The following is a 25961-nucleotide window of genomic DNA, read 5'->3' on the forward strand; positions in this document are numbered from 1 at the left end:
CGGTGGACGCGTCAGAGCGCGAAGACCGACGCGCCGACGCTGCGACCCGCTTCGAGGTCGCGATGCGCCTGCACGGCGTTCGCGAGTTCGTAGCGCTGGTTGATCTCGACCCGCAGACGGCCCGCGGTGAGGTGGTCGTGCAGTTCGCCCGCGAGTTCGGCGCGTTCGGCCGGGTCGGCGATGTAGTCGGCGAGCGCGGGCCGGGTGACGAACAGCGAGCCCTTCACGGCCAGCTGCATCGCCTCGATCGGCGGCACCGGACCCGAGGCGGTGCCGAAGCACACGAGCAGGCCGCGCCGGGCGAGGGAGTCGATCGAGGACTGGAAGGTGGTCTTGCCGATGCTGTCGTAGACCACGGGAACGCCTGCGCCGTCGGTGATCTCGCGCACCCGGGTAGCGACGTCCTCGCGGGTGTAGATCACCACGTGGTCGCAGCCGTTGGCGCGGGCGACCTCTGCCTTCTCCTCGCTGGAGACCGTGCCGATCACGCTGACCCCGAGCAGCGCGGCCCACTGGGTGAACAATTGGCCGACCCCGCCCGCCGCGGCGTGCAGCAGCACCGTGTCGCCCGCGCGCAGCGGGTGGATGCGGCGCAACAGGTACGCGGTGGTCAGGCCGCGCATGGTGGTCGCGGCGGCGGTGTCGAACGCGATGCCCTCTGGCAGGGCGATCAGGTGCTCGGCGGGCATGATCCGTTCGGTGCTGTACGCGCCGAGCGGGCTGCCGGTGTAGGTGACGCGGTCACCCGCGGCGAAGTCGACGCCGGGGCCGACGGCTTCGATGACGCCTGCCCCCTCCACGCCGAGTCCCGCCGGCAACGCTGCCGGATACAGGCCGGTGCGGAAATACGTGTCGGCGAAGTTGAGCCCGACCGCCTCGTGCCGGATACGGACCTCGCCGGGCCCCGGCTCACCGACCTCGGTGGACTGCCACCGCATAACGTCGGGACCACCGGTTTCAGCGAATCGAATTGCGTGTGCCACGTCCATCTCCTCCTATGTGATGCACATAACTGTAGGCAGCGTCACATCGCTATACTTGCCCTCACGGGACAGAAGACTATTCATTTCGGGACATGAAGGAGGTGCCGGATGAAGCCGTTGTCCAGGTACGCGTCGTTGAACGACTACGTCGAACTGGCGCGCTCGCTCGGGCTGGAGCCGGCCCGGCTGATCCGCGACTGCGGACTCGATCCGGCCGGGTTCGGCACGCAGGACCGCTGGATTCCGGCCGCGGCCGTCGCCGAACTCCTGGAACGCTCCGCCGCCGAATCAGGCAGGGAGGACTTCGGTTTGCGGTTGGCGCAGCTACGACGGTTCTCCAACCTCGGCCCGCTGAGCCTGGTCATCCGCGAGGAGCCGGATGTGCGCAGTGCGCTACGGCTGCTGGCGCGCCACGAGCACATGTACAACGAGGCCCTGCACACCGAGATCGTCGAGGCGAACGGCATGGCCACGATTCGGGTGAGCGTCGATGTGGGCAGGCCCGCGCCGGTCCGGCAGGCGGTCGAACTCACCACCGGTGTGCTGCACGGACTGCTGCGCGGGTTCGCCGGACCCACCTGGCGGCCGATGCAGGTGTGCTTCTCCCACCCGCCCCCGCGCGACCGTGCCACTTACCTCAAGATGTTCGGCCCACACGTGGAGTTCGATCAGGATTTCGACGGAATCCTCACTTACAGTAGCGATCTCGATGCCGAGAACGCGATGGCCGACCCGCTCCTGCACGCCTACGCGCAGCAGTTGCTCGGCGCGATGGCGCCCGCGCAGGAGGCCACGGTTGCCGACCGGGTCCGCGAACTCGTCGAACTGCTGTTGCCGACGGGCCGTTGCACCGTCGAGCAGGTGGCTCGCAGCCTCGGGGTCGATCGGCGCACGGTGCACCGCAAGCTCGCGCAGGACGGCAAGACGTTCACCACGATGGTCGACGATATCCGCGGCGCACTGGCCGAACGGATGGTGGCCAACCGCCGTCACTCCCTCACCGAAGTCGGCGATCTGCTCGGTTTCTCCTCGGTGAGCAATTTCTCGCGGTGGTTCAGCGCAAGGTACGGGGTCAGCCCCCGCCAGTGGCGGCAGCGCCCACTGGTCCCGGTCCGACCGGGCGTCGAGCCGATCACCTAGCTGGCCGGCCAGCCGCCGTTGCGGTTTCTCATGTCCGGCGCGTCGTCGTCGCCGACCAGGTGCTCGATGCCGAGCTTCTCGGCGAAAAGGTGACGCTGCGTGATCCAGCCGAGTATCGACAGGCCCGCCCAGGCCAGGGTGGCGGTGACCTGCTGCCAGCCGGGTTCGGGGTCGCGCAGGAACGACAGCGAGTCGCTGAACCGCGCGACACCGCTGCAGACCATGCTCGCGCCGCCGATCGAGGTCAACCACAGCAGCGCGCGGGCCCGGAACTTCTGCGCAAGGAACGCGCCCGCCACACACATCGCGAGCGCGACGATCATGCTCAAGGCGAAGTTCTTGTCGCCGGGCTGCAAGACCGTCGCCAGCTTGGTGCCGATCATCGCGCCGGTGAGACCGCCGATGAAATAGGCGGCGAACCGGAATATCAGCGAGGTGACGGCCCAGACCGCGACCGCCCCGATCAGCGCGACCAGCAACAGCCACCAGAAATTCGCGTTGAACAGGTCGGCGATCAGCCAGCCAAGACCGAACCCGATCGCGAGCAAGCCCAGGTTGACCGAGCGGATCCCGTAGAAGCACAACAGCGCTCCGACGAGGGCGACCAGTATGCCGTTCATCTGCTTTCCTTTCGGCAGGCGAGCACGATCACGACCCGGACAGTGCGGCGGCGACGGTTCTTCAGCCCATAACACGACGATAAGAGGGCCGTTCCCGGCGCGCCTCACACTTTCCGGGTGAACTACGCCCCCTGTTTCATCCGAATCGGGTGAAGCAGCAAGGGCCCACCGACGGCATGATTCGGCCCATGGGATCACCAGTAACGCTCGGACCGGTCGAGTTCCTCGTGCTCACCTTTCCCGGCACCGCGATCGACGAATCCGTCTCGGCGGCACTGGCCGAGATCGTCGCGAAGGGCACTGTCACCCTGCTCGATCTGATCGTGCTGTCCATGGACGACTCGGGCGCCATCATCGAACGCGAGATCGACGACGACATCTCCGCGGTGGGTCTGACCGGTCTGACGGCGGCCGACATCGACCTCGTCAGCGACGACGACCTCGACGTCGTCCGCGCGTCGATGGAACCCGGAACGACCGCTGTCGTGATCGTGTTCGAGGAAACGTGGGCGCGGCGCCTGGCAGGCGCGGTGCGCGCGGCCGACGGCGAGGTCGCGCTGCACGTGCAGGTATCGCGCGAGTCCGTCGACGCCGCGCTCGCCCTCGCCTAGGAAGGGAACCGATATGCCACTTCGGATGGGTCGCATCGGGCGACCAGGACTACTCGGCGCCGTGGCCAGGACGGCCGTTGTCGCCGGTACCGCCACCGCGACATCGAACGCGGTGAACCGCCGCGCCGCGCGGCGGGCCGACGAACAACAGGCCTACGCCCAGCAGCAGGCACCCCCGCCGCAGGCTCCCCCACCGCCCGCCGCCACCGCTGCCGGCGGCGGTGACACCGTTGCCCAGCTCGGCAAATTGGCCGAGCTACATTCCGCCGGCGCGCTGTCCGATGCCGAATTCGCCGCCGCGAAAGCCAAACTGCTCAGCTGAGCTACTGCACGCGACCGCCCACCGTGTGGATGATGACGACCTTCGGGTCCCACGGGACGAGCTCGTTCACCTTCCGCTGCAACTCCGCACGCGGTGATCGCGATCGCCGCGACCAGGCCGGTCGCGATCGCCGCGGTCAGATCCATCAGCTTCGGCGAGGTCCGCCCGACGACCTGGGCGTTGGACAAGACATTCACCGGATTGGGCAGCAGCTGCGCGAAGAGGAAACCGAGCGCGACCACCACCACGATCCCCGACACGACCAGCAGCAGACTCCGGCCGAGCAGCGGCCCACGGCCGGTCACCACGCCCAATGCGACACCCAGGATCGGTATCGACAACGGCGCGACGATCATCGCGCCGATCACCGTCGCGGTGGAATCGCCGATGACACCCGAGATCGCGATCACCGCCGACATCACCAGCATGATCCAGAACGCCGACCGCTTCGACGCGACCTGGCCCACCGACAGATCCAGTTTGTCGGTCAGCTCGTCCAGCGATCGACGTTGATCCTGCGGGACCAGAAAGCTCAGCATGGCGTTCCTTTCACGACCTCTGCTCGCGGTGGATCCGAACCTCGGCATCGGCGTAAGCGGCCAGTGTGGACTCGCCCAGCGTGCTCGTCGCCGGGAAGAACTCGATGTGCAGACCTTGCGCGTGCAGCAGATCGTCGGTCCACACGTCGCGAATCCGTGGGTCGACACCGCTGAGGTAGAGGCGGCCGCCGAGCGCGTCCAGCCGTCGGGCGTAGTCGCCGATCACGTGCAGGAAGGTCGCGCTCACGCTCGTGCGCCCACGTAGTCGCAGAATGACGACCGGGTCGTGCGCGCTGCCGGGGTCGGGCAGCTCAGCCTGTAGCGTGCGCTGTCCGGATCGATCGAACGGGCGGCGGCGACGATCAGAATCGCGGCGAGCGTCGGCAGCGGCACCCGGCCGACCACGCCCGCCAGCGCGACCAGGATCACCAGAATCCAGATCCCCGACCAGATTCCGCCCCAGCGGCCGCGAGCACCGGAGGACGCGTTGATGGCCGTTTGCCCCACCGAACCACCGACCGGCATTCCGCGAAACAACCCGGCGAAGATGTTGCCGATGCCCTGGGCGGTGAAATCACGATCGACCGAGGTCCGCGAACCGCCGGGGTTGGGCGCCGACTCCGCCACCCCGGCGCCCTGAACCAGCACGATCACGGTCACCGCCAATGCCCCGGCGACCAACGACGGCGACAGCGCGCCCCATTCCGGCAGGTGCGGCAACGGGATCCCGGTCGGAATCTCGCCCGTGTCGGCGACCGTGCCGACATTGCTCCAGCCGAGAACGAGCACGACGATCATCGGCACGATCAAGGCGAACAGGGCGGCGATCGCGCGCAGCCGCGTGTACGAGAGCCCGATGAGCGCGATCATCGCGAGCACGCCGACAACGGCGGCCCGCCAGTCGAAGTCCAGCGGATGCAGCACCACGTGCAGCGCCTTCTCCACCGCGATCGACCCCTGCACCGGTGCACCGAGCAGACTCGGCAACTGGCCGAACAGGATGTTGGCCGAGATACCGAGCAGGAACCCGGTCATCACCGAATGCGAGACGAACCGGGTGTACTTGCCCAGCCGCAAGATCGCGGCGACGATCATCATCGCGCCCGCGACCAACGTCAACATCACGATGGCGCCCGACCGCTGATCGGGTTCGACATCGGTCAGAGTCGAGCCCACCGCCAACGCGGACGCGCTGGTCGTGGTGACCACCATCAGCTGCGTGCTCGTGCCGAACCCGCCGAAGAATCGCCCGGCCATGCTCGCGTAGAGCCCGTGCACCGGGCTCACCCCCGCGAGCACACCCGCCGCCATGCCGTCCGGCACTCCGCCGATCGCGCCCGGAAGCCCGGCGACGACATCGGCTTTCGACATGCGCTCCGTCGCGAACCAGCGCCGGACCCGCCGCACGACCTCAGCCACCGGATCGCCGCCTCGCCATCGCATCACCTTCCACGGCGATTGCGCGGTGGATCAGGGCGTCACGATCGCGAAATCCGGGTCGGGGGCGTCCAGATAGCCGACCAGCTCGGCCAGCGCGGCGGGGTCACCTTCGACCGCCACACGGCCGTCGCCGATCATCTGGCTCAGATCCGCACCGCCGAGCAGCGCCGCGTGCAGGTCGGCTTCCGTGAGCGTGAACGCCGCGTCGGCGGGCGCGAGGTCGCCCTCGACATCGAAATGCACGAGCACCCCGTTGCGGAGCAGGGCGCGGTGCACGGTTCCCGTGTCCTTGATCTTCCAGTCGAGTGCGATCCTGGCCGACCAGGCCCGCGGACCGTCGACCCGCAACGCGATCGCGTCGAATACCTGCTCCGCGGAGAGCGCGGCCATGATGTCCGGCGCGGCGGTGACCGTCGGGGTGCCGACGCTGCCGTTGCGCAATTCGTACGCGCCCATCAGGAAGAAGTTGCGCCAGGTGCCGTTCTCGCAGCCGTAGCCCAGCTGTTCGAGCGTGTCGGCCTGTAGCGCCTTGGCCTCGGTATTGCCGGGGTCGGCGAAGATCACGTAGTTCAGCACCTGCGCGACCCAGCGGAAATCGCCGTCGGCGTAGGACTTGCGCGCCTTGGTGACGGCCTCGTCGGCACCGCCCATGAACTCCAGGTGGCGGCGTGCGGACTCGACCGGGGTGTGCTGCCACAGGTTGGCCGGATTGCCGTCGAACCAGCCCATGTACCGCTGGTAGATCGCCTTGACGTTGTGGCTGACCGAGCCGTAGTACCCGTGGGTGGACCACGAGTTCGCCAGGGCCGGTGGCAGCTGGATGTCCTCGGCGATCTCGATACCGGTGGCGCCCTTGTTGAGTGCTCGCAGCGTCTGGTCGTGCAGGTAGCCGTAGAGATCGCGCTGGATCGAGAGGTACTCGGTGAGCCGCTCGGTGTCCCAGGTCGGCCAGTGATGGGAGGCGAACACCACGTCGGAGCGGCTCGCGTAGCGGTTGATCGCCTCGGTGAGATATTTCGACCAGACGTGCGGGTCGCGTACCAGCGCGCCGCGCAACGTCAGCAGGTTGTGCAGGGTGTGGGTGGCGTTCTCGGCCATGCACAGTGCTCGTCGATCGGGGAAGTAGAAGTTCATCTCCGAGGGCGCCTCGGTACCCGGCGTCATCTGGAATTCGATGGCGACCCCGTCGACGGTCACAGTCTGGCCGGTGTGGTCGATGGAGATCGTCGGCGTGATCAGGGTCGGCTGACCGATCGAGGTCGTCTGCCCCAGGCCGGCGCCGACCGAACCCAGCGGCCCGGGCGGCAGGGCCGCGCCGTACATGTAGGCGGCCCGGCGGGCCATCGCGGTACCGGCGTACACGTTCTCTTCCACCGCGTGCTCGGCGAACCCCACCGGCGCGATGACCGGGCACCGTCCCGCGTCGACATCGTCTTGCGTGGTGACGCCTTTGACGCCGCCGAAATGGTCGATGTGGGAATGGGTGTAGATCACGCCGGTCACCGGGCGGTCACCGCGATGCTCGCGATACAGCGCGAGTCCCGCGGCGGCCGTCTCGACCGAGATCAGCGGATCGATCACGATCACACCGGTATCGCCCTCGACCAGTGTCATGTTCGACAGGTCGAGTCCGCGGATCTGATAGATGCCGTCGGTGACCTCGTACAAGCCCTGCATCGCACACAGTTTCGACTGACGCCACAGACTCGGGTGCACGGTGGGCGGGCACTCGCCGTCGAGGAACGCGAACGCGTCGCTGCTCCACACCACCTTGCCCTCCGCGTTCTTCACCACCCCGGGTGTCAGCGCAGCGACGAACCCACGCTCGGCATCGGCGAAATCCTGTGTGTCGCCGAACGGCAGCGTGCGCAACGATGTCTCGTTGTTGGCTTCGATGCTGGCCGAGGCGGCCTGCTGACTGGTCATCAGATCCCACTTCCCATCTGTGCGCGACGCTGGATTGCGTTGTTGTTCGCGGATGTCAGGCGAGGGCCTTGGCCTTGAGTTGCTGGAATTCCGCCTCGGTGATGGCTCCGGCGTCGAGCAGCTTCTTCCCGTCGGCGATCTGGGCGGCGGAATTGGTACCCGCGGCCTGCCGGATGTAATCCTCGGTCTCCGTGCGTGCCTGCTTGTGCGCCTCGGCGGTCCGTTCCGCCATTCCGCTGCCGCGGACGATCAGATACACCAGTCCGGTGAGCAGCGGGAACAGGAACAAACACACCACCCACACCGCTTTCACCCAGCCCGAGGTGTTCCGATCACGGAAGAGATCGGTGAGGAGGTAGAACATCAGCATCAGGTAGGCGACAAAGCAGAAGCTCACAATGATGACCCAGAGAACGTCCCACACCGACATGATTCGACCCTCGCTTCCGTGATGCGTGAGCACCGGCCGGTGTCACGATTGCGCCTGTGCCGCCATCGTGGCGAAGAATCCGGCCGCACACATCATCCGAATCGGGTGAATCCGCCCCAACCGCCCGCTACTTCTTCGTGGTGGTGATCTGGGTCAGCAGGCAGCGCCATCGGCCGTCGATGCGGCGGAAGGCGTCGGTGGTCCATTCATCGGCGTCGAACCGAATGCCCTGGTAGTGGGCGGTATTGGTGATTCGCGTCGTCAGCAGGGCGAGCTCGCCGTGGTAGCGGATTCTGGGTGCACCGACCCGCTCCATCGCCGAATGCGTGAGGTCGCCCGACCGGACGAATGCCAGGAACTGCTCGGCCGTGGTTATGCCGTTCTCGGAGACCATGATCCATTCGTCGGCCATGTACGAACCGATCCGGTCCGCGTCATTGGCGACAATCGCCACCTGCCACTCGTCGAGCACGGCGAGGAGGTGGTCATCGACTGATCGGTCTGAGGAGGGACGTGATGTTGTCATGAACCAACGCTAGAACCGGCAGTGCGCCCGGTCTTGGACGAATGGAACGACCGTCCGGCGTGGTGGAGCGTGCGTGCTGGTCAGCTGCGTGATCGCCCAGATATTCGAGCACTTGCGCAGCTGACCGGCATTGTTCGGTGAATCAGAGGTTGACGCCGAAATCGCGGGCGATGCCTTCCAGGCCGGAGGCGTAGCCCTGGCCGGTGGCGCGGAACTTCCACTCGGCGCCGTTGCGGTACAGCTCGCCGAAGACCATGGCGGTTTCGGTGGACGCGTCCTCGGAGAGGTCGTAGCGAGCCAGTTCCTCACCGTTGCTGCGGTCGAGGACGCGGATGTAGGCGTTGCGCACCTGGCCGAAGGACTGGCTGCGGTTCGCCGCGTCGTAGATCGAGACCGGGAACACGATGGAGTCGATCGTGGCCGGAGTGTTGGCCAGGTCGACGTTGATCGTCTCGTCGTCGCCGTCGCCCGCACCGGTGGTGTTGTCGCCCGCGTGCTCGATCGCGCCCTCGGGCGACTTCAGGTTGTTGAAGAAGACGAAGTGCCCGCTCGACGCCACCTTCTTGTCGGCGCCGAGCCCGATGGCGCTGGCATCGAGGTCGAAGTCCGTGCCGGTGGTGGTCCGCAGATCCCAGCCGAGACCGACCGCGACGGCGGTGAGGTTCGGCGCCGCCTTGGTCAGTGAGACATTGCCGCCCTTGGACAAGCTGACACCCATATCGAAACTCCCCTTGATCATCGCGGCACGAAGCGCACCGACGCCCACACCCTAGCGTTCGACTCTGAACGTTTGCTGTGATCAATCCCCTTCGGCCGCACCCGATTCCACGGGCACCCGATCGGCGCCCCAGCTGCGGTGCAGGTAGCCGATCACCCGGTCGAGTTCGGCGCGATCGACGGCGGCCAGCTCGCCCGGCTCTAGCGGGTCGAAATGGAAGATGTAGAGGCGCGAGGCGAATTGCTCGAAGGGCAGCGACGCTTCGCCGAAACGCTCACCGTGCCCGGCCGTTCCGACGACGACCCCATCGCCCCAGTCCTGGCCGCTGTCGTTGTTCGGGTTGTAGAAATACACCCGCATCACGTCCTGCGGGTCGAGGCTGACCCGGAGCACGGTGATGGCATGCCAGCCGACGAAGCGGGCGGCACTGTCGGTGACGGCGATACCGGCGGGCTGCGGATGGATCACCGGCTGATTGCCGTTGTAGAAGGGGTGGTAGCCGGCGTAGAAGTGGCGCAGGAATTCGTCGAGGTCGGTCAGGTGGCCGGTGGCCACGTCGACATTGATCCGGAACCCGCGTCCGGACCACCAGCCGTGGAACTCCGGGTTGATCCAGCGGTGTGGATCGCCGTCACGGCCGAGGCAACGCCGACCCATCTCCGCGTAGATCCGGTCCAGGTGCGGAACCACCAGCAGCGACACCGGGTCCAGATCCAGTTGGAGCACAGTCGATTCCGCGTCGCCGGTCTCACGCGAGGAGATCGGCTGCCCCTCGAAGTGCATGACGATCTCGTCGTCGCGCGCGGCCCACACCACCGTCTGCAGCAGATAGTCGGGGTCGTTGTAGGCCCACATCGACAGTGCCCGCGCCGATTGACAGGTGGGGTTGTCGCCCTGCCCGATCCCCAGCGGCAGGCCGAGAACCGACAGCATCCCCGACAACAACCACGCGCGCGGATCCGGTGCGGGCCCGAACACCCGGGTCAGCCGCTGGCGCGAGTGCGGTGAAAGCCGAAGCGCCAGTTGGCGCCACAGCGCGGGCGCGACCGGCGGCTGATAGAGGATGCCGCGTTCGAGCAGCAAGGTGAGCCCGTAGACGCACTGCGCCGTTTCGACGTGGACAGCCTGCTCGATGAGACTGCGCACGAGTTCGTGATAGCAGAGCAGACTGTCGCGGCCGGTGCTGGACAGGCCCATCGCCTCGCCGAGCAGGTACTCGCCCTTGGTGAGCAGAAAGCGAAGCAGCACAGCGTGATACGGCGAGACCAGCCCGGTGTCGTGCATGGACCGCGCGAATCCCGTTGCCTCGTACTGCAACGCGCTGTCGTCCATAGATTCCAGCCGCGTGCGGTAGATCTCGACCCCGGGGTCTTCCCGGCACCCCTCGGTGGTGCCGTAAAGACTGCTGATCAGCCGGTCGGCGCCGAGACCACTGGCACCGAGATCCACATCGGGATCGGCACGGGCGACGGCGATCTGGGTGATCATCCGCTTGACCCCGTCGACCTGGATGGGCCGCTGCCGCAGGATGCGCCAGATCTCGTCGACCAGGTTCTCCAGCACCTTCTCGTACCCGACCTCGGCGACGAGGTAGTGCAGCAGTTCACGCGAAACCTGCGCCATCCGCCCCTGCTGTTCCCGCTCTGCCTCGGTGGGCGGGGAGAACAGCAGCGACAGATTCACCGCGAGTACTTGCGACAGATGATCCGCGGCCTGTTCGGCCGACACCAGCGCATGCTCGTAATCGCCCTTGGCGACCGCGAGCAGCCGCAGATCACTCACCGCCTCCAGCACCATGGTGTCGGCGTTGGCGCTGCGCAACGAGCCGGTGCTCAGCGCCGGGATGAGGATCTGCGGCTGGGCCCAATCCGTGCCGAGGAACAGGCCCGCGGTCTCCAGCTTTTCGGCGCGTTCACGCACCGCGGCGCACCCACCGGGCAGCAACAGCACCCGCCGAAGCGATTCCATGACCCTTGGCAGTTTGACCTGCTTACCGAAATCGCCTGCGTCCGCGAGGGACTGCGTGGCGTGGTCCACCGTGGCGAGGCGCCGGTCCAGGCTCGCCGGGTCGTGGCCGTCTGGACTCAATCGCCGATCCCTTCGCCCACCGTTGCCCCTGGCAACGGATCAAATATAGAAGTCGAGCTCTTCTTGACGCTTCAACAGATCCCGCAGAGTGTACGGGTCTTCGCCGAAGAAATAGAGCAGACCCCAGTGATTACCGAATGCGGTCCGTTTGGTGACCTTTTCGGCCTGGGGCGCGGTGAGCTCGTGTGAGTCGAAGTAATCGTGATCCTCGGTCTCGGGCGGCACGGATAGTCGGCTGACCACGCGCCGACGCGGATACACGCCGAAGCACCCCGCGTGACCGGTGGCATCAACCACTTCCTTCGGGAAGAAGGCGTCGATCTCCTCGGCGGTGGATTTCGGGTCGAAGGCCAGCACCAGCGCATGGTAGGCGTTGAAACCGTAGGTCCGTTCCAGCAGCTCGAACACCTTGAAACCCGGCGGCCGGTACGCGACTTCGCCGAAATACATCTCACCGTCGCTGGTGACGAAGTACTCGGGATGAATGAAACCGAATTCGATGTCGAAGGTCTTGATCAGCTTCTCGACCTGCCGGGTGATCTCGGGCCGGTACTTCTCCAGTTCCGGCGTCGCGGGCACGAACACCGAATATCCGAGCGTCACGTACTCCGAGATGTTCAGAAAGCAGATGCGGCCGTTGTGGACCCACGCCTCGACCGCGAACTCCCAGCCGTCCAGGTGCGATTCCATCAGCATCGGGAACTCGTCGTCGGGGATCGTGTCGACCTCGTCGGGGGTCCGGATGATCCGGTGACCGAGGCAGCCCGCCTTGTCGAACGCCTTGAGGTGAATCGGATCGTTGGGATCACCGTCGAGTTTCAGGAGGGTTTGATTGACCCGCTTCAGGAATCGGATCACGTCGTCGCGCTCGTGCGCCTCTTCGAAGATGCCGACCCGGATACCGCCGAGCTGCGCGCGCCGCTTCATCAACGACTTGTCGCGCAGGAGCATGGACTGCCCGAGCAGCCGTGGATTGTCGAGCAGGACGGAGTTGATCGCGCCTGCCCATTCCACCGTCTCCTCGAAGATCGGAATGGCGACGTCGACCCCCTTTTCCTTCAGGGTCTCCGCGATCTCCATCGAACGATCGTTGAGCCGCTCGAAATCCCAGGGGATATAGGGAATGTTGTGCTCTGTGCAATAACTTTGCGCCCATTCGGGCGCGACCACAATATAGCGGCGATCGAACCGATCAACCGCCTCGACGGCGTTCAAACTCCAGCCGAGCAGAGCTACATAGCCTTTGTCCGGGTTTCGACTTTTCGATTCGTCAGCTGAAATCGACAAACCTTATCCCTCCTCGAACTCCACAGCCCCGAAATCAGGACCCTGAATGAATCCCTGCAGGGCTGCTATTTCAATGGGGTACCCGGCCCCTGGGCATCCAACCATGACAAAGCTGTGACCGAGGGGCTTGCGACCGGCGCGACCAGCACCGGCCCCCCGGTGCGACTACGCTCAGGGCATGCCCGGTCCCGAGACCTTGCCGCCGCCACGCAACGGTGCCGGCCTCGCGGCGTTGGTGCTCGGCATCATCGCCTGCGCGGTCTCGTTCATCCCCGTTGTCAGCGAGTTCGTCGCCGCCCCAGCCGGTATCGGGGCCGTGGCGGCCGCGATCGTCGGCTGGGATCGCATCGAGAACGGCGTGGCCACCAACCGCGCCGACACGATCGCGGGCGGGATCCTCGGCGCGGTGGCGCTGGCGGTGACCGCGCTCGTCTACCTCGCGACGCATTCGGGCTGACGACCGAATTGTCTCGTCCTGCACGTGGCGAGCGAAGTCCGTAGCCTGAAAATCGTGATTACTCTCAAGAAGGAAGACGGCGCGGCCGATCTCGCCGGTATCACCAAGATGAGCGTGGGGGTGAGCTGGGATCCGTCGGCGGGTGCCAGCGGTGGAATTCTCGGAATGGCCCGGCGCAAGCGCGGTGTCGACCTGGATCTGATCGCCGTGCTGTTCCAAGGCGGTGAGCCGGTGCGGTTCGCCGGTCTGGATTCGCTCGACCCGCTCGGCAACGGCTCGGTGCTGCACACCGGCGACGAGCAGACCGGTGCGGCCGTGGGCGACGACGAGACCGTACACGTCACCTTCGGCAATGTTCCCCCTGCCATCGACTCCATCGTCTTCGTCGCCGTCGCGTTCAAGAAGGGCAGCTCCTTCGAGAAGGCGAACAACGTCTCGTTCAAGATCTACGACGCCACCGGTGGCGATACCCAACCCGTCGCCGACATCTGGCCGTCACTGCTCGGCGCGGACAACGCCAATGCGATCGCGCGGACCTTCCGCAACGGTCCGGTGTGGCAGCTGGAGGTCCTCGACCGCAAGGGCAAGATCAAGCAGGGCGATCGCCAGGCGTTGCTGCGCTTCGCGATCGGCTGACACCGTGGCGGCAGGGCCCGGCGCGCACCGCGCCGAGCTCCGCCGCGGCGCGGGGGACGACCTCGCCGTTTCACACATTTGCGACATCAGCGAAGTTCGTCAAGTCCACGCGATTTCGGTGTTCCCTGAATAGTTGCTGCGATACGGTTTTTCGCATGGACGACATCGAGTTGGATTTGCCGAGCGTCGCTACTTCCCACAACGCCGGACGAATTCTGGAAATCGGCGCGGTCGGTCTGCGCAACCCACTTCCCGTCGACGGAGAACAGACCCACGCCTACGTGTGCTGCGTCGACGGCACCACCCTGCAGCTCCCCGACTCGCTGCAGAACTGGGCCATGCAAACCCTCGCCGCGAACTTCGACCTACGCGCGACCGGACTACCCTCACTGTTCCCCTGCCGCTTCGAATTCGGCATCCGCGACGGCGCGGCCTACGCGGTACCGGTGACCGAGCGGTCGCTGCGCGAGAAGGCCAACGCATGACGACCTGACGGCGCCTATCGTCACCCTCATGTACGAGGGACTCACCTACGCCTCGGCCGGCGCGACCAGCCCCGCCGACGAGATCTGGACCGGCGAATACCCCGGGTTCCGCCGGTTCGACACCACGGTGGTGATCGGCCACGGCGAGCCGACGTGGGCCGCCGCTTCCGAGGCCGTGCTGCGGTGGGGCATCAAGCGCCGCAGCGGCTTTCGCGTCACTCCCGATGGTGCGGTATCGACGGATGCGAAGTACCGGATCAGCGCGGGATGGGGACCGGTCTCGGTCCACGAGCCGGTTCGGGTGGTCGCGGTGGTCGACACCGAGAACCGGTGCGGCTTCGCCTACGGCACCTTGCCCGGCCATCCGGTCAGCGGCGAGGAAGCCTTTGTCGTACACCGGGATTCGACCGGCGCCGTATCGCTCACCCTTCGCTCGCTGACCAGACCCGCACCGACCGGACTATGGCGATTCACCTTTCCGATACTTCTTCTCGCGCAACGCTTCTTCCGTCGCCGATATCTGCGCGCGCTGGTGCACTAGGCGATCGGGGGCAGATGAACGACCTGGCCCGCATACGCCAGACCGGCACCGAAGCCGAGCAGCAGCGCGGTGTCGCCGGGGCTGGCCGCCCCGGAGCGCACGAGTTGTTCCATGGCCATCGGAATGGAAGCGGCGCTGGTGTTGCCGGTTTCGATGATGTCGCGCGCGATGGCGACGGTCTCGGGCAGGCCGAGGGTGCGGACCAGCGCGTCGGTGATGCGGATATTGGCCTGGTGCGGGACGAACGCGTCGAGGTCGGCGGCCGTGAGCCCCGCGCGGTCGAGCGCGTCACGACAGGCCTTCTCCAAAAACGTGACAGCCCAGCGGAATACCTCGGTGCCGTTCATCCGGATGTACGGGCGCTGCGTTGTGCCGCCGCTGGCCTCGGCCGCGGCGACTTCGGCGAAGTACTCCAGAAAGTCCTTGTCCTGCTTGATCGCCGAGGTGCGCGAGCCATCCGAACCCCACGCGACCGGGCCGATCCCCTCCTGCTCGGCCGCGCCGACGACGACCGCACCGGCACCGTCGGCGAAGATGAACGCGCACCCGCGATCGGTGGTGTCGAGCAGATCCGACAATCGCTCCACCCCGATCACCAGCACCTGCCGCGCCTGACCCGAGCGCACCAGATTCGCCGCATCGGCCAACGCGTAGCAGAAGCCCGCGCAGCCCGCGGAGATGTCGAAGGCGGCCGTGTCGTGCATGCCGAGTTCGGTCGCCACCACCGCGCCCGCCGATGGACCGAGCACCATCTGCGACGACGTCGCCAGCACGACCGCATCGACCTGCTCGGCGCTCACCCCCGCCGCCGTGAGCGCGTCACGCGCGGCCGCGACACTCATCGAGACGATCGTCTCGTCGGGCTCGGCCCAGTGCCGGGCGGCGATCCCGGACCGGGTCTTGATCCATTCGTCCGACGACTCGATCGCGTCGATGATCTCGGAATTGGGCACGACACGGCGCGGGCGGTACACGCCGAGGCCGAGAATTCCCGCGTGGGTGACCGGAACCGCGGTGGCAATGGGGGTGGGCATGGCATCCTCTCCATATGAACCGATCGGTTCACGTAGGAATAGGTCTAACATGAACCGATCGGTTCAATCAAGGGCTAGGAGTAGATCGGATGGCAGCCGGACCCCGCGCCCGCCTCATCGAGCACACCATCAGCACCGTCCAGGAGCACGGCGTCCACGCGGCCGCACTGAGTGAACTACTCAAGCGCAGCAGAACTTCACGTAACTCGCTGTATCAGCACTTCCCTTCCGGCAAGGGCGAATTGGTGCAGACGGCGGCACGGATCGTGGCGCGTCTGGTGTACTCGCACGTGAGCGCGATGGCCGACGCCCTCCAGACCGCGCCGTCGGCCCAGCAGTGGCTCACCGACCTGCTCGCCTTCTGGCGGATCCCGCTGGAAAAGTCCGACTACGCCGCGGGCTCGTTCATGATGGCGGCCGCCCTCGACGAACTCGACCCCGCCGTCCAGTCCATCGCGGGCCAGGCCTTCGCCGAATGGACCGCTCGGCTGGCCGACGGGATCGTCGCCACCGGGATCGAACGCGCGACCGCGGTGTCGCTGGCCGGTTTCTTGCTCACCACCATCGAGGGCACGATCGTGCACAGCCGCGCGCTCAAGTCGTCACACCCGTTCGACCAGGCGGTCACTCAGCTGACGATCCTGTTCAACGTGCACCTGTCCGAGCGCTGATTCTTCTCACGAAATGCTGTGCGCCGCATCGAGTTCGGCGCGCAGAGTGGTGATGATCCGGCGCCGGGCCGTCGCGCCTTCGGCGCTGGGAGTCAGCGGGTAGACGTGCACGAGTCCGGGCTCTTCGAGATAGTCGAGGTCGACGCCCGCCGTGCGCGCCTTCGCCGCCAGTAGGCGGGCGTCGGGGTTGAGGATGTCGTCGGTACCGGTGAACACGGTGATCGGGCCCAGCCCGCCGAGGTCGCCGAACAGCGGGCTGACCAGGGGGTCTTTCATCGAGAGTTCGCCGCTCCACATCCTGCCGAACACCAGGCCGCCGTCCCTGCCCAGCCACGGGTCCCGAGGGAGCACCGCGTCGATGTCGGGATTTTCGAGGGTGAGGTCGAGAGCCGGCGAGATCAGCATCGTGCGGGGGACGATGTGCCCGGCGTCGCGCAGAGACAACGCCGTGGACAGCGCGATCTGACCGCCCGCGGAGTCGCCGGCGAGGAACGTTGGGCCGTAGCGCTCGTGGGCTGACATGACCAGTTCGGCGAAACGGGGAATCACCTGGGCGGCGGTGCCGAAGGGGATCAGCGGATAGATCGGGACCGTCACGACGAGGTGGGTCTGCGCGGCGATGCGGGCCGCGAGTTGCCAATGTTGCGAAGCGATTTCGCCCACCCAGCCGCCGCCGTGCGCGTACACGAGGCCGCCGCGGGAGATCCCGTCCGACGGAGTCAGCGTGTAGATCGGCCAGCCACGGTCGTGCTCCACCGAGATCTCGACACCACGCAGTTTGCGCGGTGGACCGTAGGCGACGGGCCGCAGTCCGCGCTCGCGCACGTATGCCCTGGCCAGCTCGGCATCGATGTAGTTCCGGTTGCGCCGGGTCACCCGCAGGAATCCCGGAATCACGAACCGACTCATCACACCGGGCACCGCGACCTCCACTCGACAACGAGACCGGCACAGTCGAAGCGCTCGGGCCGAGCGTGGCCGGTGCCAGCCAAGCTACTCCGTGTCGGCGTCAGCCGAGGGGTTGCTCGGTGACATCGGTCCGCAAGCTGGTGCCGTTGAGGTCCAGATAGAGCACACCCTCGGTGACCGAAAGGGTGGCGGTATTGCGACGGTCGACCAATCCCGCCGCCTCATCGATGAACGCGCGATCGAAACTGAACAGCGGGATCTGCGCCGCGTTGTGAATCTTCTTGCCCGCGTACTGCGCGAGTACCTTCGCCGGGTCGCGATGGGTGTACACCGCCGCACGACCAGCGAGTTTGCTCCCACGATGAATACGATCCGCGTCGGGCGCGCCCACTTCGATCCACGCGGTAGTCCGCCCGGTCATGTCCCGAACCTGCACCGCGGGCTCGTCGGTAGCCGAAATCCCACCCTCGCTGAACACGATCCCCTCCTCGTACTGCAAGCAGTACGCGAGGATCCGCGTGACCATGTACTCCAGCGTCTCCGACGGATGCCGAGCCACCCGCAATTCGAGATCCTCGTACACCCCCCGATCCACATCGGCGAGCTGAACGGCGAAGTTGTGCAGTGTTGCGCTGAGTGCCATAGGAGCTCCGACCCTACCGGGCCCGCGACCTCGACTACTCGCGAGCACCCGGTTGCACTTACCGGTCCGGACCGCCAGCATCCTTACATGAGAATCACTCACGTTTCGACTCTGGCCGCCGTTTTCCTCGCACTCGGCACGGCAACCGCTGCGGCAGAACCGAATGCGGCCGACTCACCCCGCCAGGCCATTGCCCGCGCCTACCTCGACGCCCTGGTATCCCACGACGCGAGCGCGGTCCCCTTCGCCCCCGACGCCACCCGCGTCGAGGTCGGCTTCCAAACCGGCTACTCGGGCCCGCAACTGAGCGCCGACTTGGAGAACGGCCTCCAGTACCGCGTGATCCAAGGCATTCGCGACCTCACCATGTCCGAATCCGGCGACACGGTCACCACCCACTACCTCCTCGACACCGGAGTGGCCGACATCCGCCTGACCACCGTGGAGATCACCGAGACCTTCGTCATCCCGGTGGACTCCATCCAAACGATCGAGGCCACGATCACGCCGGTGCTGTAACCCACGGCCCAGTGCTCACTGGTCCGCGTCCAGCAAGGACCGCGGGGCCGCCTGGCGCCAGGAGTCGGTGATGATGGCTTCCAGTTCCTCGCGGTCGTCGAGGGCGGTCAAGCGGACCCGGACCCAGGGGTTGCCCGCCTCGTGTGAGGCGATCCAGAACTTGGCGGGCTCGGCCAGTACCAGCTCGTCGCGTTCGACGATCGGGCAGCGCACCGCCATCGAGGTCTCCTCCTCCGGCAGGGTGAGGAACAGCTTGCCCGCGACCTTGAAAATGGGCATGCCCCAGGCGAATTGCTCTGTCGTCTGCGGTAGCGACAGGACGAAGGCGCGGACGTCATCCCCAGTGACATTCATGCTCTACATCCTGACAGCACCCACCGACACCGATCTGATCCGCCGTCGCCGGATCGGGACCGCTAGTCGGCCACCCCGATGGTGGTCATCGATTTCCGGGCGCGCGCCGCGGTGATCCGACGGCCGATCACTCCGTGGCGAGGAGCGAAGAGGTAGACGAAGGTGAACGCGACGCCCTGGGTTACCACGACCATGCCGCCTGCCGCGGTATCGACGTGGTAGCTGATGTAGAGGCCGGTGACCGCGCACACCACCGACACGGTGGGGGCGATGACGAGCATGCGGGAGAAACGGTCGGTGAGCAGGTAGGCGGTGGCGCCGGGGATGATCAGCATGGCCACCACCAGGACCACACCGACGGCCTGCAGCGCGACCACCGAGGTCAGGGCGAGCAGGGCCAGCAGCGCGGTGCCGAGGACACGGGGGTTGAGGCCGATGGCGTGGGCGTGGGTGGCGTCGAAGGCGTAGAGGGTGAAGTCGCGGCGTTTGAGGACGAGGGCGACCAGGACGATCGCGGCCAGGATCATGATCTGGATCATCTCGCCGCGGCTCACGCCGAGCAGATTGCCGAAAACGATGTGGTTCAAGTCGGTTTGGCTCGGCGTCACCGACACCAGCACCAAACCGAACGCGAACAGGGTGGTGAACACGATGCCGATCGCCGCGTCTTCCTTCACCCGGCTGGTATCGCGAACGACCCCGATCAACGCGACGGCGAGGAACCCGAAGATCACCGCGCCGACGGCGAACGGCCAGCCGACGATGTAGGCCAGCACCACCCCGGGCAGTACCGCGTGCGAGACCGCGTCACCCATCAGCGACCAGCCGATCAGCACCAGCCAGCACGACAGCACCGCGCACACCACCGCCGCCGTGACGGTGGTAGCCAGCGCGCGCACCATGAATTCGTAGCGCAGCGGGTCGATCAGGAATTCCTCGAGGCTCATCGGTCTCCGTCCACATCCAGGCCGAAGGCCTTGGCCAGGTTCTCCGGACGCAACACCACATCGGGGTCGCCGTGTTCGAGCACCCGGCGGTTCAAAAGCACTGCCTCGTCGGCCAGTTGGGGCAACGCGTGCAGGTCGTGGGTGGACACCAGAATCGTGGCCCCGTCGGTGGCGAGCTCGCGCAACAGCGCGGTGATCGTCGCCTCTGACCGCTTGTCGACACCGGCGAACGGCTCGTCGAGCAGCAGGATCGTCGCCTCCTGGGCGATGCCGCGGGCAACGAACGTGCGCTTCTTCTGACCACCCGAGAGCTGGCCGATCTGCCGGTCGGCCAGGTCGGTGAGCTCGACGCGGGCCAGCGCCTCGTCGACGGCGGCACGGTCGGCCTTGCTCGCCCGGCGGGTGAACCCCATTTTCCCGTAGCGCCCGGTCATCACCACATCGCGCACCGACAGCGGGAAAGTCCAGTCCACGTCCTCGGATTGCGGCACGTAGCCGAGGGTGCCCGCCTTGCGTGCGGCAGCCGGGGCGCGACCGTTGATCAGCACCCGGCCGCGGTCGGGCGTCACCAGGCCCATCACGGACTTGAACAGCGTCGATTTGCCGGAGCCGTTCATGCCGATCAGCCCGCACACCCGGCCGGATTTCAACGTCAGTTCGACATTGTCGAGCGCGAGCACATCACCGTAATAGACTGTTACGTCCTGGATTTCGACAACCGGTGCGGTCATTTCGGTGCTCCGGCGAGTGCGGCCGCGATGATGTTCGCGTCGTGGCGGATCAGCTGCAGATAGGTCGGCACCGGACCGTCGGCTTCCGAGAGCGAGTCGACGTAGAGGACGCCGCCGAACCGCGAGCCGGAGGCTTCGACCACGCGTTGCATCGGTGCGTCGGAGACGGTCGATTCGCAGAACACGGCGGGCACGCCGCGCTGGCGGACGAAGTCGATGGTCGAGCCGATCTGCTGCGGGGTGGCCTGCTGTTCGGCGTTGACCGGCCAGATGTACTTCTCGGTGAGTCCCGCGTCACGAGCGAGGTAGGAGAACGCGCCCTCGCAGGTGACCAGGGCGCGCTGGTCGGCGGGCAGGGTGTTCACCGCGGCGACGAGATCGTCGCGCACGGCGCCGAGCTGTGTTTTGTAGGCGTCACCGTTGGCACGGTAGGCATCGGCGTGTTCGGGGTCGAGATCGGTGAACGCGCGGACGATGTTGTCGACGTAGATCTGCGCGTTCACCGGCGACATCCAGGCGTGCGGGTTGGGCTTGCCCCGGTAGGCGTCCTCGCTGATATCCATCGTCGCCACCCCCTCGGTGACCACCGCGTGCGGCACATCGAGATCGGCGACGAACTGGCCGAACCAGGCCTCGAGGTTGAGCCCGTTGTCCAGGATCAGATCGGCCTTGGCCGCCTTCTTGATATCGCCCGGGGTCGGCTCGTACCCGTGGATCTCAGCCCCCACCTTCGTAATCGATTCCACCCTCAGGTGCTCGCCTGCCACATTCCGCGCCATATCGGCGAGCACCGTGAACGTGGTGAGAACTACCTTCTTCCCGTCGTCATCGGAGGTGATCCCACCGCAGGCAGTCAGCGCGAACGCCATGACACTCAGAACACATGCCGCAAGCACCCGGCGTCGCACCGGAGAACGGTAGAACCCAACCTTCATTCCAGAATTATATTGTTCGGCGACCCGAACTTTCAAGTTCTGGTCTTGAAACAGTCGCCGAGACGGCTCAGGATGCCCAAGGCGGGGTGAAGGTCGATCCATCGGGGAGTTCCGCGGCGAAGCCGACGCGCACGGTCACCATCAGCGCAGCCGGCTCGTCGGCCGAGTTCGCGAGGGCGATCATCGAGCCCGCGGGCGCGACCGCCGCGTCACCCGGTGTCATCAGCGCGGATTCACCGTCGATCGTCATGGTCACCTCGCCCGACAGCAGAACGAAGGCCTCCTCCCCCAGGATTCGATGCGGCACGCCGACCGAGCCGGCACTGACCTCGGTCTGCCAGACGCACAGTTCGGCACTGCCGGTGCCGGGACGGACGAGCGAGGTGAACCGAGCGTTGTGCACCTCGTGCACCTGCGCGTCGGCGGAGCGGATTACCGGCATTCGAACCTCCATAAAGTCAAGCAACTTGTCTATATGGTCAAGTAGATTGACTATTGTGTCAAGTGCCAGAATGACTGTCGTGCCCGCGAACGCAGATCTGCCCCTGCTGCTGCTCGCGGCAGCGGCCGAGGTAACCCAGGCGGTGCACGCCGGGGTCGCCGCGGCGGGGTTCACCGATATCCGGCCGACGCACGGCTTCGCCTTCGTGCGCATGGCACCCGACGGCGCGACGGTCGGGGAGATCGCCGAGCACCTCGGCGTCACCAAACAGGCGGCCAGCCAGCTGGTCGACGAGTTGGTCACCAAGGGCTACGCCGACCGCAATCCACACCCGCGCGATGCGCGCGCCCGCCTGATCACCCTCACCGACCGCGGCTGGGCGTGCACGCGGGCCGCCGACGCGGCGCTGGCCGAATTCACCCTGAGCTGGTCGGACACCCTCGGTGCGACAGGCCTCACCCAGCTCAGCAAGGCATTGGGCCGCGTTGTCACCCCGGGACGAGTCCGCCCGAGCTGGTGACCCGTAACCAAACCGCGCGCGCCGACGATTTCATAGTGGGTATTCGTTAATCCGAAGAAGTGGATTTTCAAAACCTGCGCGGTGTCACGGCGAGCGGCATACTCTCGGATCGAGCGGTGACGCGCCACCGCGGCACCCGGGCCGACGGTCCGGGTCGCGCACTCGTCACGTCATCGTTCGCCGCGATCCCGGAGGGTCAATGTCAGTCCTAGCCACCGTTCCATCCACCGTCGACACCGTCACCCGGCACAAGTACGAGCGGCTGCAGTACACCGGCTCGGCAGGCGTCGTCGCCTCGCTCGAGGACGCGCGCCTGGTCGACCGCTGGCGTGCCGATTACCCCGGCTGGGATGGCGAGCACTGGGCATTCGACGCCGGCACCGACAGCCCGGGACGGCTGCGCCCGATCAATGTCGCGGCGCGCAACAACTGATCAGCACGGCGACAAACGGCTGATCAGCCGGTGCGCACCGGCTGATCAGGCCGCGCCCGCGGCGGCGGTCCGGTCGATGATCCGTGGGAACGGGCTCGCCGCCTCCAGCTGGTAGGCCAGGTCGAGCAGGGTTCGTTCGTCACCACGGCGGCCCGCGAGCTGGATCGACCCGGGCAGACCGCTCGGCAGCAGACCGTGCGGCAGCGAAATACCGGGCCCCCCACCGACATTGTTGAGCGGGGTGAAGCCCACGTAGTCGACGAGTTTGGTGAACAGCGAGTCGAACGGCTGGCCGGGCGCGAGTTCGCCGATGCGCGGGGCGGGATGGGACAGCACCGGGGTGAGTAACACGTCCACGTCGGCGAAATGCCTGTCATAGGCCGCCACGCCTCCGCGCAACCGCCACGTCGACGCGGCCACCCCGAGCGGATTGCGCTTGGCCAGCCCGATCAGACCGGTGGTGAACGGGTCGAGTTTGCGCGGATCGAAGTACCCGCGGTGCCCCAGCCGGAACGACAGCGCCATCGCCGCGGCCATCATCGCCCAGTACTGCTTGAAGTCCTCGACGAAGCGCGGATCCACGTCAAGGCGCATCTCGACGACCTCGTGACCGAGACCTTCGAGCACCTTCGCCGCGGACGCCAGGACGACGCCGTTGTCGACGTGCACCGTCCGGCCGAGCACATCGGCGGTGATCAGGCCGATCCGCAACCGTCGCGCACTCGGCCCCTCGACCAGCCCGACCGGCGTCAGGTTCGACTTCGCGCCGAAACGTTCGACGGCTGCCAGGTAGTGCGCGGTGTCGCGGACCGAGCGGGTGAGCACGCCCTCGGCGACCAGATGCACCGGCAGTTTGCGGGCACCCGGCTGGTCGAGCAGGCGGTTGCGGGTGGTTTTCAGGCCGACGAGACCGTTGGCCGCGGCGGGGATGCGGATCGAGCCGCCACCGTCGTTGGCGTGCGCGATCGGCACCACCCCGGCCGCCACCAGGGCCGCCGAGCCGCCCGATGACGCCCCTGCCGAGTACTCCGTATTCCACGGATTGCGGGTCGGCGCGCGATCGGTGAATTCGGTACTCGCGGTGAGGCCGAATTCCGGCAGCGTCGACTTACCGAGCACGATCACGCCCGAATGCAGGAACTGCGCGCCGGGACCGCCGGTCACCGTGGCCGGGTGCGGGGTGAACGCGGCCGAGCCGTGGCAGCTGGGCAGGCCCGCGATGTCGGTGTTGTCCTTGACGAACGCGGGCACACCCGCGAACACACCCGCGGTTTCCGGCGTCGAGGCGGCGCGCTCGAAACAGGTCATCTGCACCGCGTCCAGACTCGGATCGACCCGCCGAGTCCTGGCGATCGCGGCCTCGATCACCTCCGACCGGCTCACCTCCCCCGCACGCAACGCCGCGGCGACACCGACCGCGTCCAGCGTCCCGAGGGCATCGTCGGTAAATCCGTGCACAGCAGAGCTCATACCGCAGCGTAATCCGACCAGGCAGCCCTTCGCAGCGGTAACGAGCTTCCCGGAACGCCCACGCGCCACACGGGGTGGCGCCAACCTGGAGATTGCGCTGGTACGCGGTCGCGACCTGCCACGTTGACGGGTTGTGGCTGGCGCGGTGACGCCGTACACGGCACTATCGAAATCGTGGAACACCAACGAATCGCCCGAGCTTCGGGTGCTGTGTCGTGATCGCGCTGGCTCCCGGCGAGAACCGGCCCGCGCCCGGTGATCAGCTCACCGTCACCGTGGCGAGTTCGGCGTCGGTCGATGTGTCGGCGCTGCTGGTGAACAGCGCCGGCAAAGTACGTTCTGACGCCGACTTCGTCTTCTTCAATCAGCCCACCGGACCAGGTGTGGTGTACCGGCACGGCAACGGCGGGCCCGATGTGGTCGCTGTGCAGACCTCGGCATTGCCCGCCGATGTGGACAAGGTGGTGGTCACCGCCAGCCTCGACGGGCGTGGGCCCGCGACCTTCGCCTCGGTCGGCGCCCTGACCACCACCATCGAATCCGGTTCCACCGCACTGACTTTCCCGATTGCGGGACTCACCACCGAGAGCGGCGTGGTGTGTGTGGAGATCTATCGTCGCAGTGGGGCCTGGAAGGTCCGGGCGATCGGGCAGGGCTACGACGACGGATTGGCCGGGATCGCTTCGGCTTTCGGCGTCAACCTCGACGACGAGCCCCCAGTTCCCGCCGCACAGAGCGTTCCGGTGCAGCCGGTCGCTCCCCCACCTACCCATTCCGGTCACGGTGCCCCTGGTCGACCGAGCCAGGTCGCCCCACCACCCGCGCAACAGCCGCAACCCTCGTTCTCTTCTCAGCAAGGAGCCCCGCCCGTGCACAGCGACCTGTTCGACCCCTCGCATGCCGAGGTCAACGGCCTCGGTATCCAGAAGCAGGGCGGCAAGATGGTGAAGGTCGGTATGAACGGGGAGGTGATGGCGCGGGCCGGGTCGATGGTGGCCTACCAGGGTGACCTGAAATTCGAAGCGCTCGGCTCCGGTGGCATCGGCCGCGCCATCCGTCAGCACCTCACCGGCGAAGGCGTGCCGCTGATGAAGGTGACCGGCCGCGGCGACCTCTTCCTGGCCAACAGCGCAGCCGACGTGCACATCATCGACCTCGACGGCACCGACGGCCTCACCATCAACGGCGCCAACGTGCTCGCCTTCGACTCCACGCTGCGCTACGACATCGGCCGTGTCCAGGGCGCCGCGGGCTACGCGTCCAACGCGGGCCTGTTCAACTGCGTCTTCACCGGCCGCGGCCGCATCGCCATCACCACCCACGGCACCCCCGTCGTCCTCACCGTCGACCAGGCCACCTACGCCGACCCCAACGCCGCCGTGGCGTGGTCGTCGAGCCTGCAAACCGGTATCAAACGCAACGACTCGTTCGGCCTCGGCCGCCTGATGGGCCGCAGCACCGGTGAGGCGAGCACCCTCGCGTTCTCCGGCCGCGGTTTCGTCATCGTCCAGCCTTCCGAACTTCCCCCGGGCGGTCTCATCGGCGGCACCGGCGGCGGCCAGCAAGCAGGCACCGGCGGCGGCATCTTCGGCTGACCCCGGACG

General features: G+C 66.8%; 31 protein-coding genes and 1 pseudogene. 12 read left to right on the forward strand and 20 right to left on the reverse strand.

The genetic code is table 11. The annotated features are described in order from the left end of the window. Positions 1-11: 11 nt before the first annotated feature. Complete coding sequence (locus ACFWPX_RS25460; RefSeq protein WP_378929670.1) at positions 12-983, reverse strand: quinone oxidoreductase family protein; 972 nt, start codon at positions 981-983, stop codon at positions 12-14. 108 nt (positions 984-1091) lie between these two features. Here ACFWPX_RS25460 and ACFWPX_RS25465 point away from each other — a divergent pair, with 108 nt between their 5' ends. Then, positions 1092-2123 carry an AraC family transcriptional regulator gene (locus ACFWPX_RS25465; protein ID WP_378929672.1) on the forward strand — a complete coding sequence of 344 codons (1032 nt, stop codon included), beginning with the start codon at positions 1092-1094 and terminating at the stop codon, positions 2121-2123. Here the strand turns inward: ACFWPX_RS25465 and ACFWPX_RS25470 are convergent. Beyond that, positions 2120-2743: a DUF4203 domain-containing protein gene (locus ACFWPX_RS25470; RefSeq protein ID WP_378929674.1), complete on the reverse strand. Its 624-nt coding sequence runs from the start codon at positions 2741-2743 to the stop codon at positions 2120-2122. The genes ACFWPX_RS25465 and ACFWPX_RS25470 overlap by 4 nt on opposite strands. Before the next feature lie 188 nt (positions 2744-2931). Here ACFWPX_RS25470 and ACFWPX_RS25475 point away from each other — a divergent pair, with 188 nt between their 5' ends. Both ACFWPX_RS25475 and ACFWPX_RS25480 read left to right on the forward strand, forming a co-directional pair. After that, positions 2932-3354, forward strand: a complete 423-nt coding sequence (locus ACFWPX_RS25475; RefSeq protein WP_378920679.1) for a DUF6325 family protein — start codon at positions 2932-2934, stop codon at positions 3352-3354. Between the two features lie 13 nt (positions 3355-3367). Further along, complete coding sequence (locus ACFWPX_RS25480; RefSeq protein WP_378929676.1) at positions 3368-3676, forward strand: SHOCT domain-containing protein; 309 nt, start codon at positions 3368-3370, stop codon at positions 3674-3676. A gap of 92 nt (positions 3677-3768) precedes the next feature. Here the strand turns inward: ACFWPX_RS25480 and ACFWPX_RS25485 are convergent. The 9 genes and pseudogenes from ACFWPX_RS25485 to ACFWPX_RS25525 all read right to left on the reverse strand — a co-directional run. Next, positions 3769-4215 (reverse strand): annotated as a pseudogene (locus tag ACFWPX_RS25485) (DUF389 domain-containing protein); the annotation flags it as partial. A 10-nt stretch (positions 4216-4225) separates the two neighbouring features. Next, positions 4226-4462, reverse strand: a complete 237-nt coding sequence (locus ACFWPX_RS25490; protein WP_378929677.1) for a hypothetical protein — start codon at positions 4460-4462, stop codon at positions 4226-4228. Beyond that, a complete protein-coding gene (locus ACFWPX_RS25495; RefSeq protein WP_378929679.1) occupies positions 4459-5634 on the reverse strand; it encodes a SulP family inorganic anion transporter in 1176 nt (391 codons plus the stop codon). Before ACFWPX_RS25495 ends, ACFWPX_RS25490 begins: the two co-directional genes overlap by 4 nt. Before the next feature lie 51 nt (positions 5635-5685). Then, complete coding sequence (locus tag ACFWPX_RS25500; RefSeq protein WP_378929681.1) at positions 5686-7581, reverse strand: alkyl/aryl-sulfatase; 1896 nt, start codon at positions 7579-7581, stop codon at positions 5686-5688. Between the two features lie 55 nt (positions 7582-7636). Next, positions 7637-8011: an SHOCT domain-containing protein gene (locus tag ACFWPX_RS25505; protein WP_378920687.1), complete on the reverse strand. Its 375-nt coding sequence runs from the start codon at positions 8009-8011 to the stop codon at positions 7637-7639. A gap of 127 nt (positions 8012-8138) precedes the next feature. Continuing rightward, positions 8139-8537 (reverse strand): nuclear transport factor 2 family protein, encoded by a 399-nt coding sequence (locus ACFWPX_RS25510; protein WP_378920689.1) that lies wholly within the window; start codon positions 8535-8537, stop codon positions 8139-8141. 142 nt (positions 8538-8679) lie between these two features. Beyond that, positions 8680-9255, reverse strand: a complete 576-nt coding sequence (locus ACFWPX_RS25515) for a TerD family protein (protein WP_378929683.1) — start codon at positions 9253-9255, stop codon at positions 8680-8682. An 81-nt stretch (positions 9256-9336) separates the two neighbouring features. Further along, positions 9337-11343: a hypothetical protein gene (locus tag ACFWPX_RS25520; RefSeq protein ID WP_378929685.1), complete on the reverse strand. Its 2007-nt coding sequence runs from the start codon at positions 11341-11343 to the stop codon at positions 9337-9339. Positions 11344-11382: 39 nt separating this feature from the next. Then, complete coding sequence (locus tag ACFWPX_RS25525; protein WP_378929687.1) at positions 11383-12423, reverse strand: acetyl-CoA carboxylase biotin carboxylase subunit family protein; 1041 nt, start codon at positions 12421-12423, stop codon at positions 11383-11385. Positions 12424-12808: 385 nt separating this feature from the next. Between ACFWPX_RS25525 and ACFWPX_RS25530 the strand changes: the two genes are divergently transcribed. The 4 genes from ACFWPX_RS25530 to ACFWPX_RS25545 all read left to right on the forward strand — a co-directional run bounded on the left by ACFWPX_RS25530 (position 12809) and on the right by ACFWPX_RS25545 (position 14749). After that, positions 12809-13087 (forward strand): hypothetical protein, encoded by a 279-nt coding sequence (locus tag ACFWPX_RS25530; RefSeq protein WP_378920697.1) that lies wholly within the window; start codon positions 12809-12811, stop codon positions 13085-13087. 54 nt (positions 13088-13141) lie between these two features. Beyond that, entirely contained in the window at positions 13142-13723 is a 582-nt protein-coding gene (locus ACFWPX_RS25535) for a TerD family protein (protein WP_378920699.1), read from the forward strand. 155 nt (positions 13724-13878) lie between these two features. Continuing rightward, positions 13879-14208 carry a hypothetical protein gene (locus ACFWPX_RS25540; protein WP_378920701.1) on the forward strand — a complete coding sequence of 110 codons (330 nt, stop codon included), beginning with the start codon at positions 13879-13881 and terminating at the stop codon, positions 14206-14208. Positions 14209-14236: 28 nt separating this feature from the next. Further along, the gene (locus ACFWPX_RS25545; protein ID WP_378929689.1) at positions 14237-14749 is read left to right on the forward strand and encodes a DUF1990 family protein; all 513 of its coding nucleotides are present in this window, start codon (positions 14237-14239) and stop codon (positions 14747-14749) included. Here ACFWPX_RS25545 and ACFWPX_RS25550 read toward each other — a convergent pair. Then, entirely contained in the window at positions 14746-15783 is a 1038-nt protein-coding gene (locus tag ACFWPX_RS25550; protein ID WP_378929691.1) for a beta-ketoacyl-ACP synthase 3, read from the reverse strand. The genes ACFWPX_RS25545 and ACFWPX_RS25550 overlap by 4 nt on opposite strands. Positions 15784-15872: 89 nt before the next feature. On the opposite strand from ACFWPX_RS25550, the gene ACFWPX_RS25555 reads away from it, so the two are divergent. Next, the gene (locus ACFWPX_RS25555) at positions 15873-16454 is read left to right on the forward strand and encodes a TetR/AcrR family transcriptional regulator (RefSeq protein WP_378920707.1); all 582 of its coding nucleotides are present in this window, start codon (positions 15873-15875) and stop codon (positions 16452-16454) included. Between the two features lie 6 nt (positions 16455-16460). On the opposite strand, the gene ACFWPX_RS25560 is transcribed toward ACFWPX_RS25555, so the two are convergent. Together ACFWPX_RS25560 and ACFWPX_RS25565 are read right to left on the reverse strand one after the other, a co-directional pair. Continuing rightward, on the reverse strand, positions 16461-17363 hold the full coding sequence (locus ACFWPX_RS25560; protein ID WP_378929693.1) for an alpha/beta hydrolase fold domain-containing protein: 903 nt from the start codon (positions 17361-17363) through the stop codon (positions 16461-16463). Positions 17364-17463: 100 nt separating this feature from the next. Next, complete coding sequence (locus tag ACFWPX_RS25565; protein WP_378929695.1) at positions 17464-18006, reverse strand: YaeQ family protein; 543 nt, start codon at positions 18004-18006, stop codon at positions 17464-17466. 87 nt (positions 18007-18093) lie between these two features. Between ACFWPX_RS25565 and ACFWPX_RS25570 the strand changes: the two genes are divergently transcribed. Next, positions 18094-18525, forward strand: a complete 432-nt coding sequence (locus tag ACFWPX_RS25570; protein WP_378920713.1) for a hypothetical protein — start codon at positions 18094-18096, stop codon at positions 18523-18525. 15 nt (positions 18526-18540) lie between these two features. Here ACFWPX_RS25570 and ACFWPX_RS25575 read toward each other — a convergent pair whose 3' ends face one another. From ACFWPX_RS25575 to ACFWPX_RS25595, 5 genes are all read right to left on the reverse strand, one after another. After that, on the reverse strand, positions 18541-18879 hold the full coding sequence (locus tag ACFWPX_RS25575; RefSeq protein WP_378920714.1) for an MmcQ/YjbR family DNA-binding protein: 339 nt from the start codon (positions 18877-18879) through the stop codon (positions 18541-18543). A 62-nt stretch (positions 18880-18941) separates the two neighbouring features. Further along, a complete protein-coding gene (locus ACFWPX_RS25580; RefSeq protein ID WP_378920716.1) occupies positions 18942-19826 on the reverse strand; it encodes a metal ABC transporter permease in 885 nt (294 codons plus the stop codon). Next, a complete protein-coding gene (locus tag ACFWPX_RS25585; RefSeq protein ID WP_378920718.1) occupies positions 19823-20557 on the reverse strand; it encodes a metal ABC transporter ATP-binding protein in 735 nt (244 codons plus the stop codon). The genes ACFWPX_RS25580 and ACFWPX_RS25585 overlap by 4 nt, the downstream gene beginning before the upstream one ends. Further along, the gene (locus ACFWPX_RS25590) at positions 20554-21492 is read right to left on the reverse strand and encodes a metal ABC transporter substrate-binding protein (RefSeq protein ID WP_378929697.1); all 939 of its coding nucleotides are present in this window, start codon (positions 21490-21492) and stop codon (positions 20554-20556) included. The genes ACFWPX_RS25585 and ACFWPX_RS25590 overlap by 4 nt, the downstream gene beginning before the upstream one ends. 67 nt (positions 21493-21559) lie before the next feature. Continuing rightward, positions 21560-21934: a cupin domain-containing protein gene (locus tag ACFWPX_RS25595; RefSeq protein ID WP_378929699.1), complete on the reverse strand. Its 375-nt coding sequence runs from the start codon at positions 21932-21934 to the stop codon at positions 21560-21562. 79 nt (positions 21935-22013) lie between these two features. Between ACFWPX_RS25595 and ACFWPX_RS25600 the strand changes: the two genes are divergently transcribed. Then, positions 22014-22454: a MarR family winged helix-turn-helix transcriptional regulator gene (locus ACFWPX_RS25600; RefSeq protein WP_378929701.1), complete on the forward strand. Its 441-nt coding sequence runs from the start codon at positions 22014-22016 to the stop codon at positions 22452-22454. A gap of 199 nt (positions 22455-22653) precedes the next feature. Continuing rightward, positions 22654-22887: a hypothetical protein gene (locus ACFWPX_RS25605; protein WP_378929703.1), complete on the forward strand. Its 234-nt coding sequence runs from the start codon at positions 22654-22656 to the stop codon at positions 22885-22887. Between the two features lie 45 nt (positions 22888-22932). Here ACFWPX_RS25605 and ACFWPX_RS25610 read toward each other — a convergent pair whose 3' ends face one another. Then, the gene (locus ACFWPX_RS25610) at positions 22933-24357 is read right to left on the reverse strand and encodes an amidase (RefSeq protein WP_378929705.1); all 1425 of its coding nucleotides are present in this window, start codon (positions 24355-24357) and stop codon (positions 22933-22935) included. Positions 24358-24572: 215 nt separating this feature from the next. Here ACFWPX_RS25610 and ACFWPX_RS25615 point away from each other — a divergent pair, with 215 nt between their 5' ends. Next, positions 24573-25952: an AIM24 family protein gene (locus ACFWPX_RS25615; RefSeq protein WP_378929707.1), complete on the forward strand. Its 1380-nt coding sequence runs from the start codon at positions 24573-24575 to the stop codon at positions 25950-25952. The last annotated feature ends 9 nt before the right edge of the window (positions 25953-25961 follow it).

Origin of the sequence: Nocardia sp. NPDC058518, from assembly GCF_042719655.1 — a bacterium.
Classification (GTDB): Bacteria; Actinomycetota; Actinomycetes; order Mycobacteriales; family Mycobacteriaceae; genus Nocardia.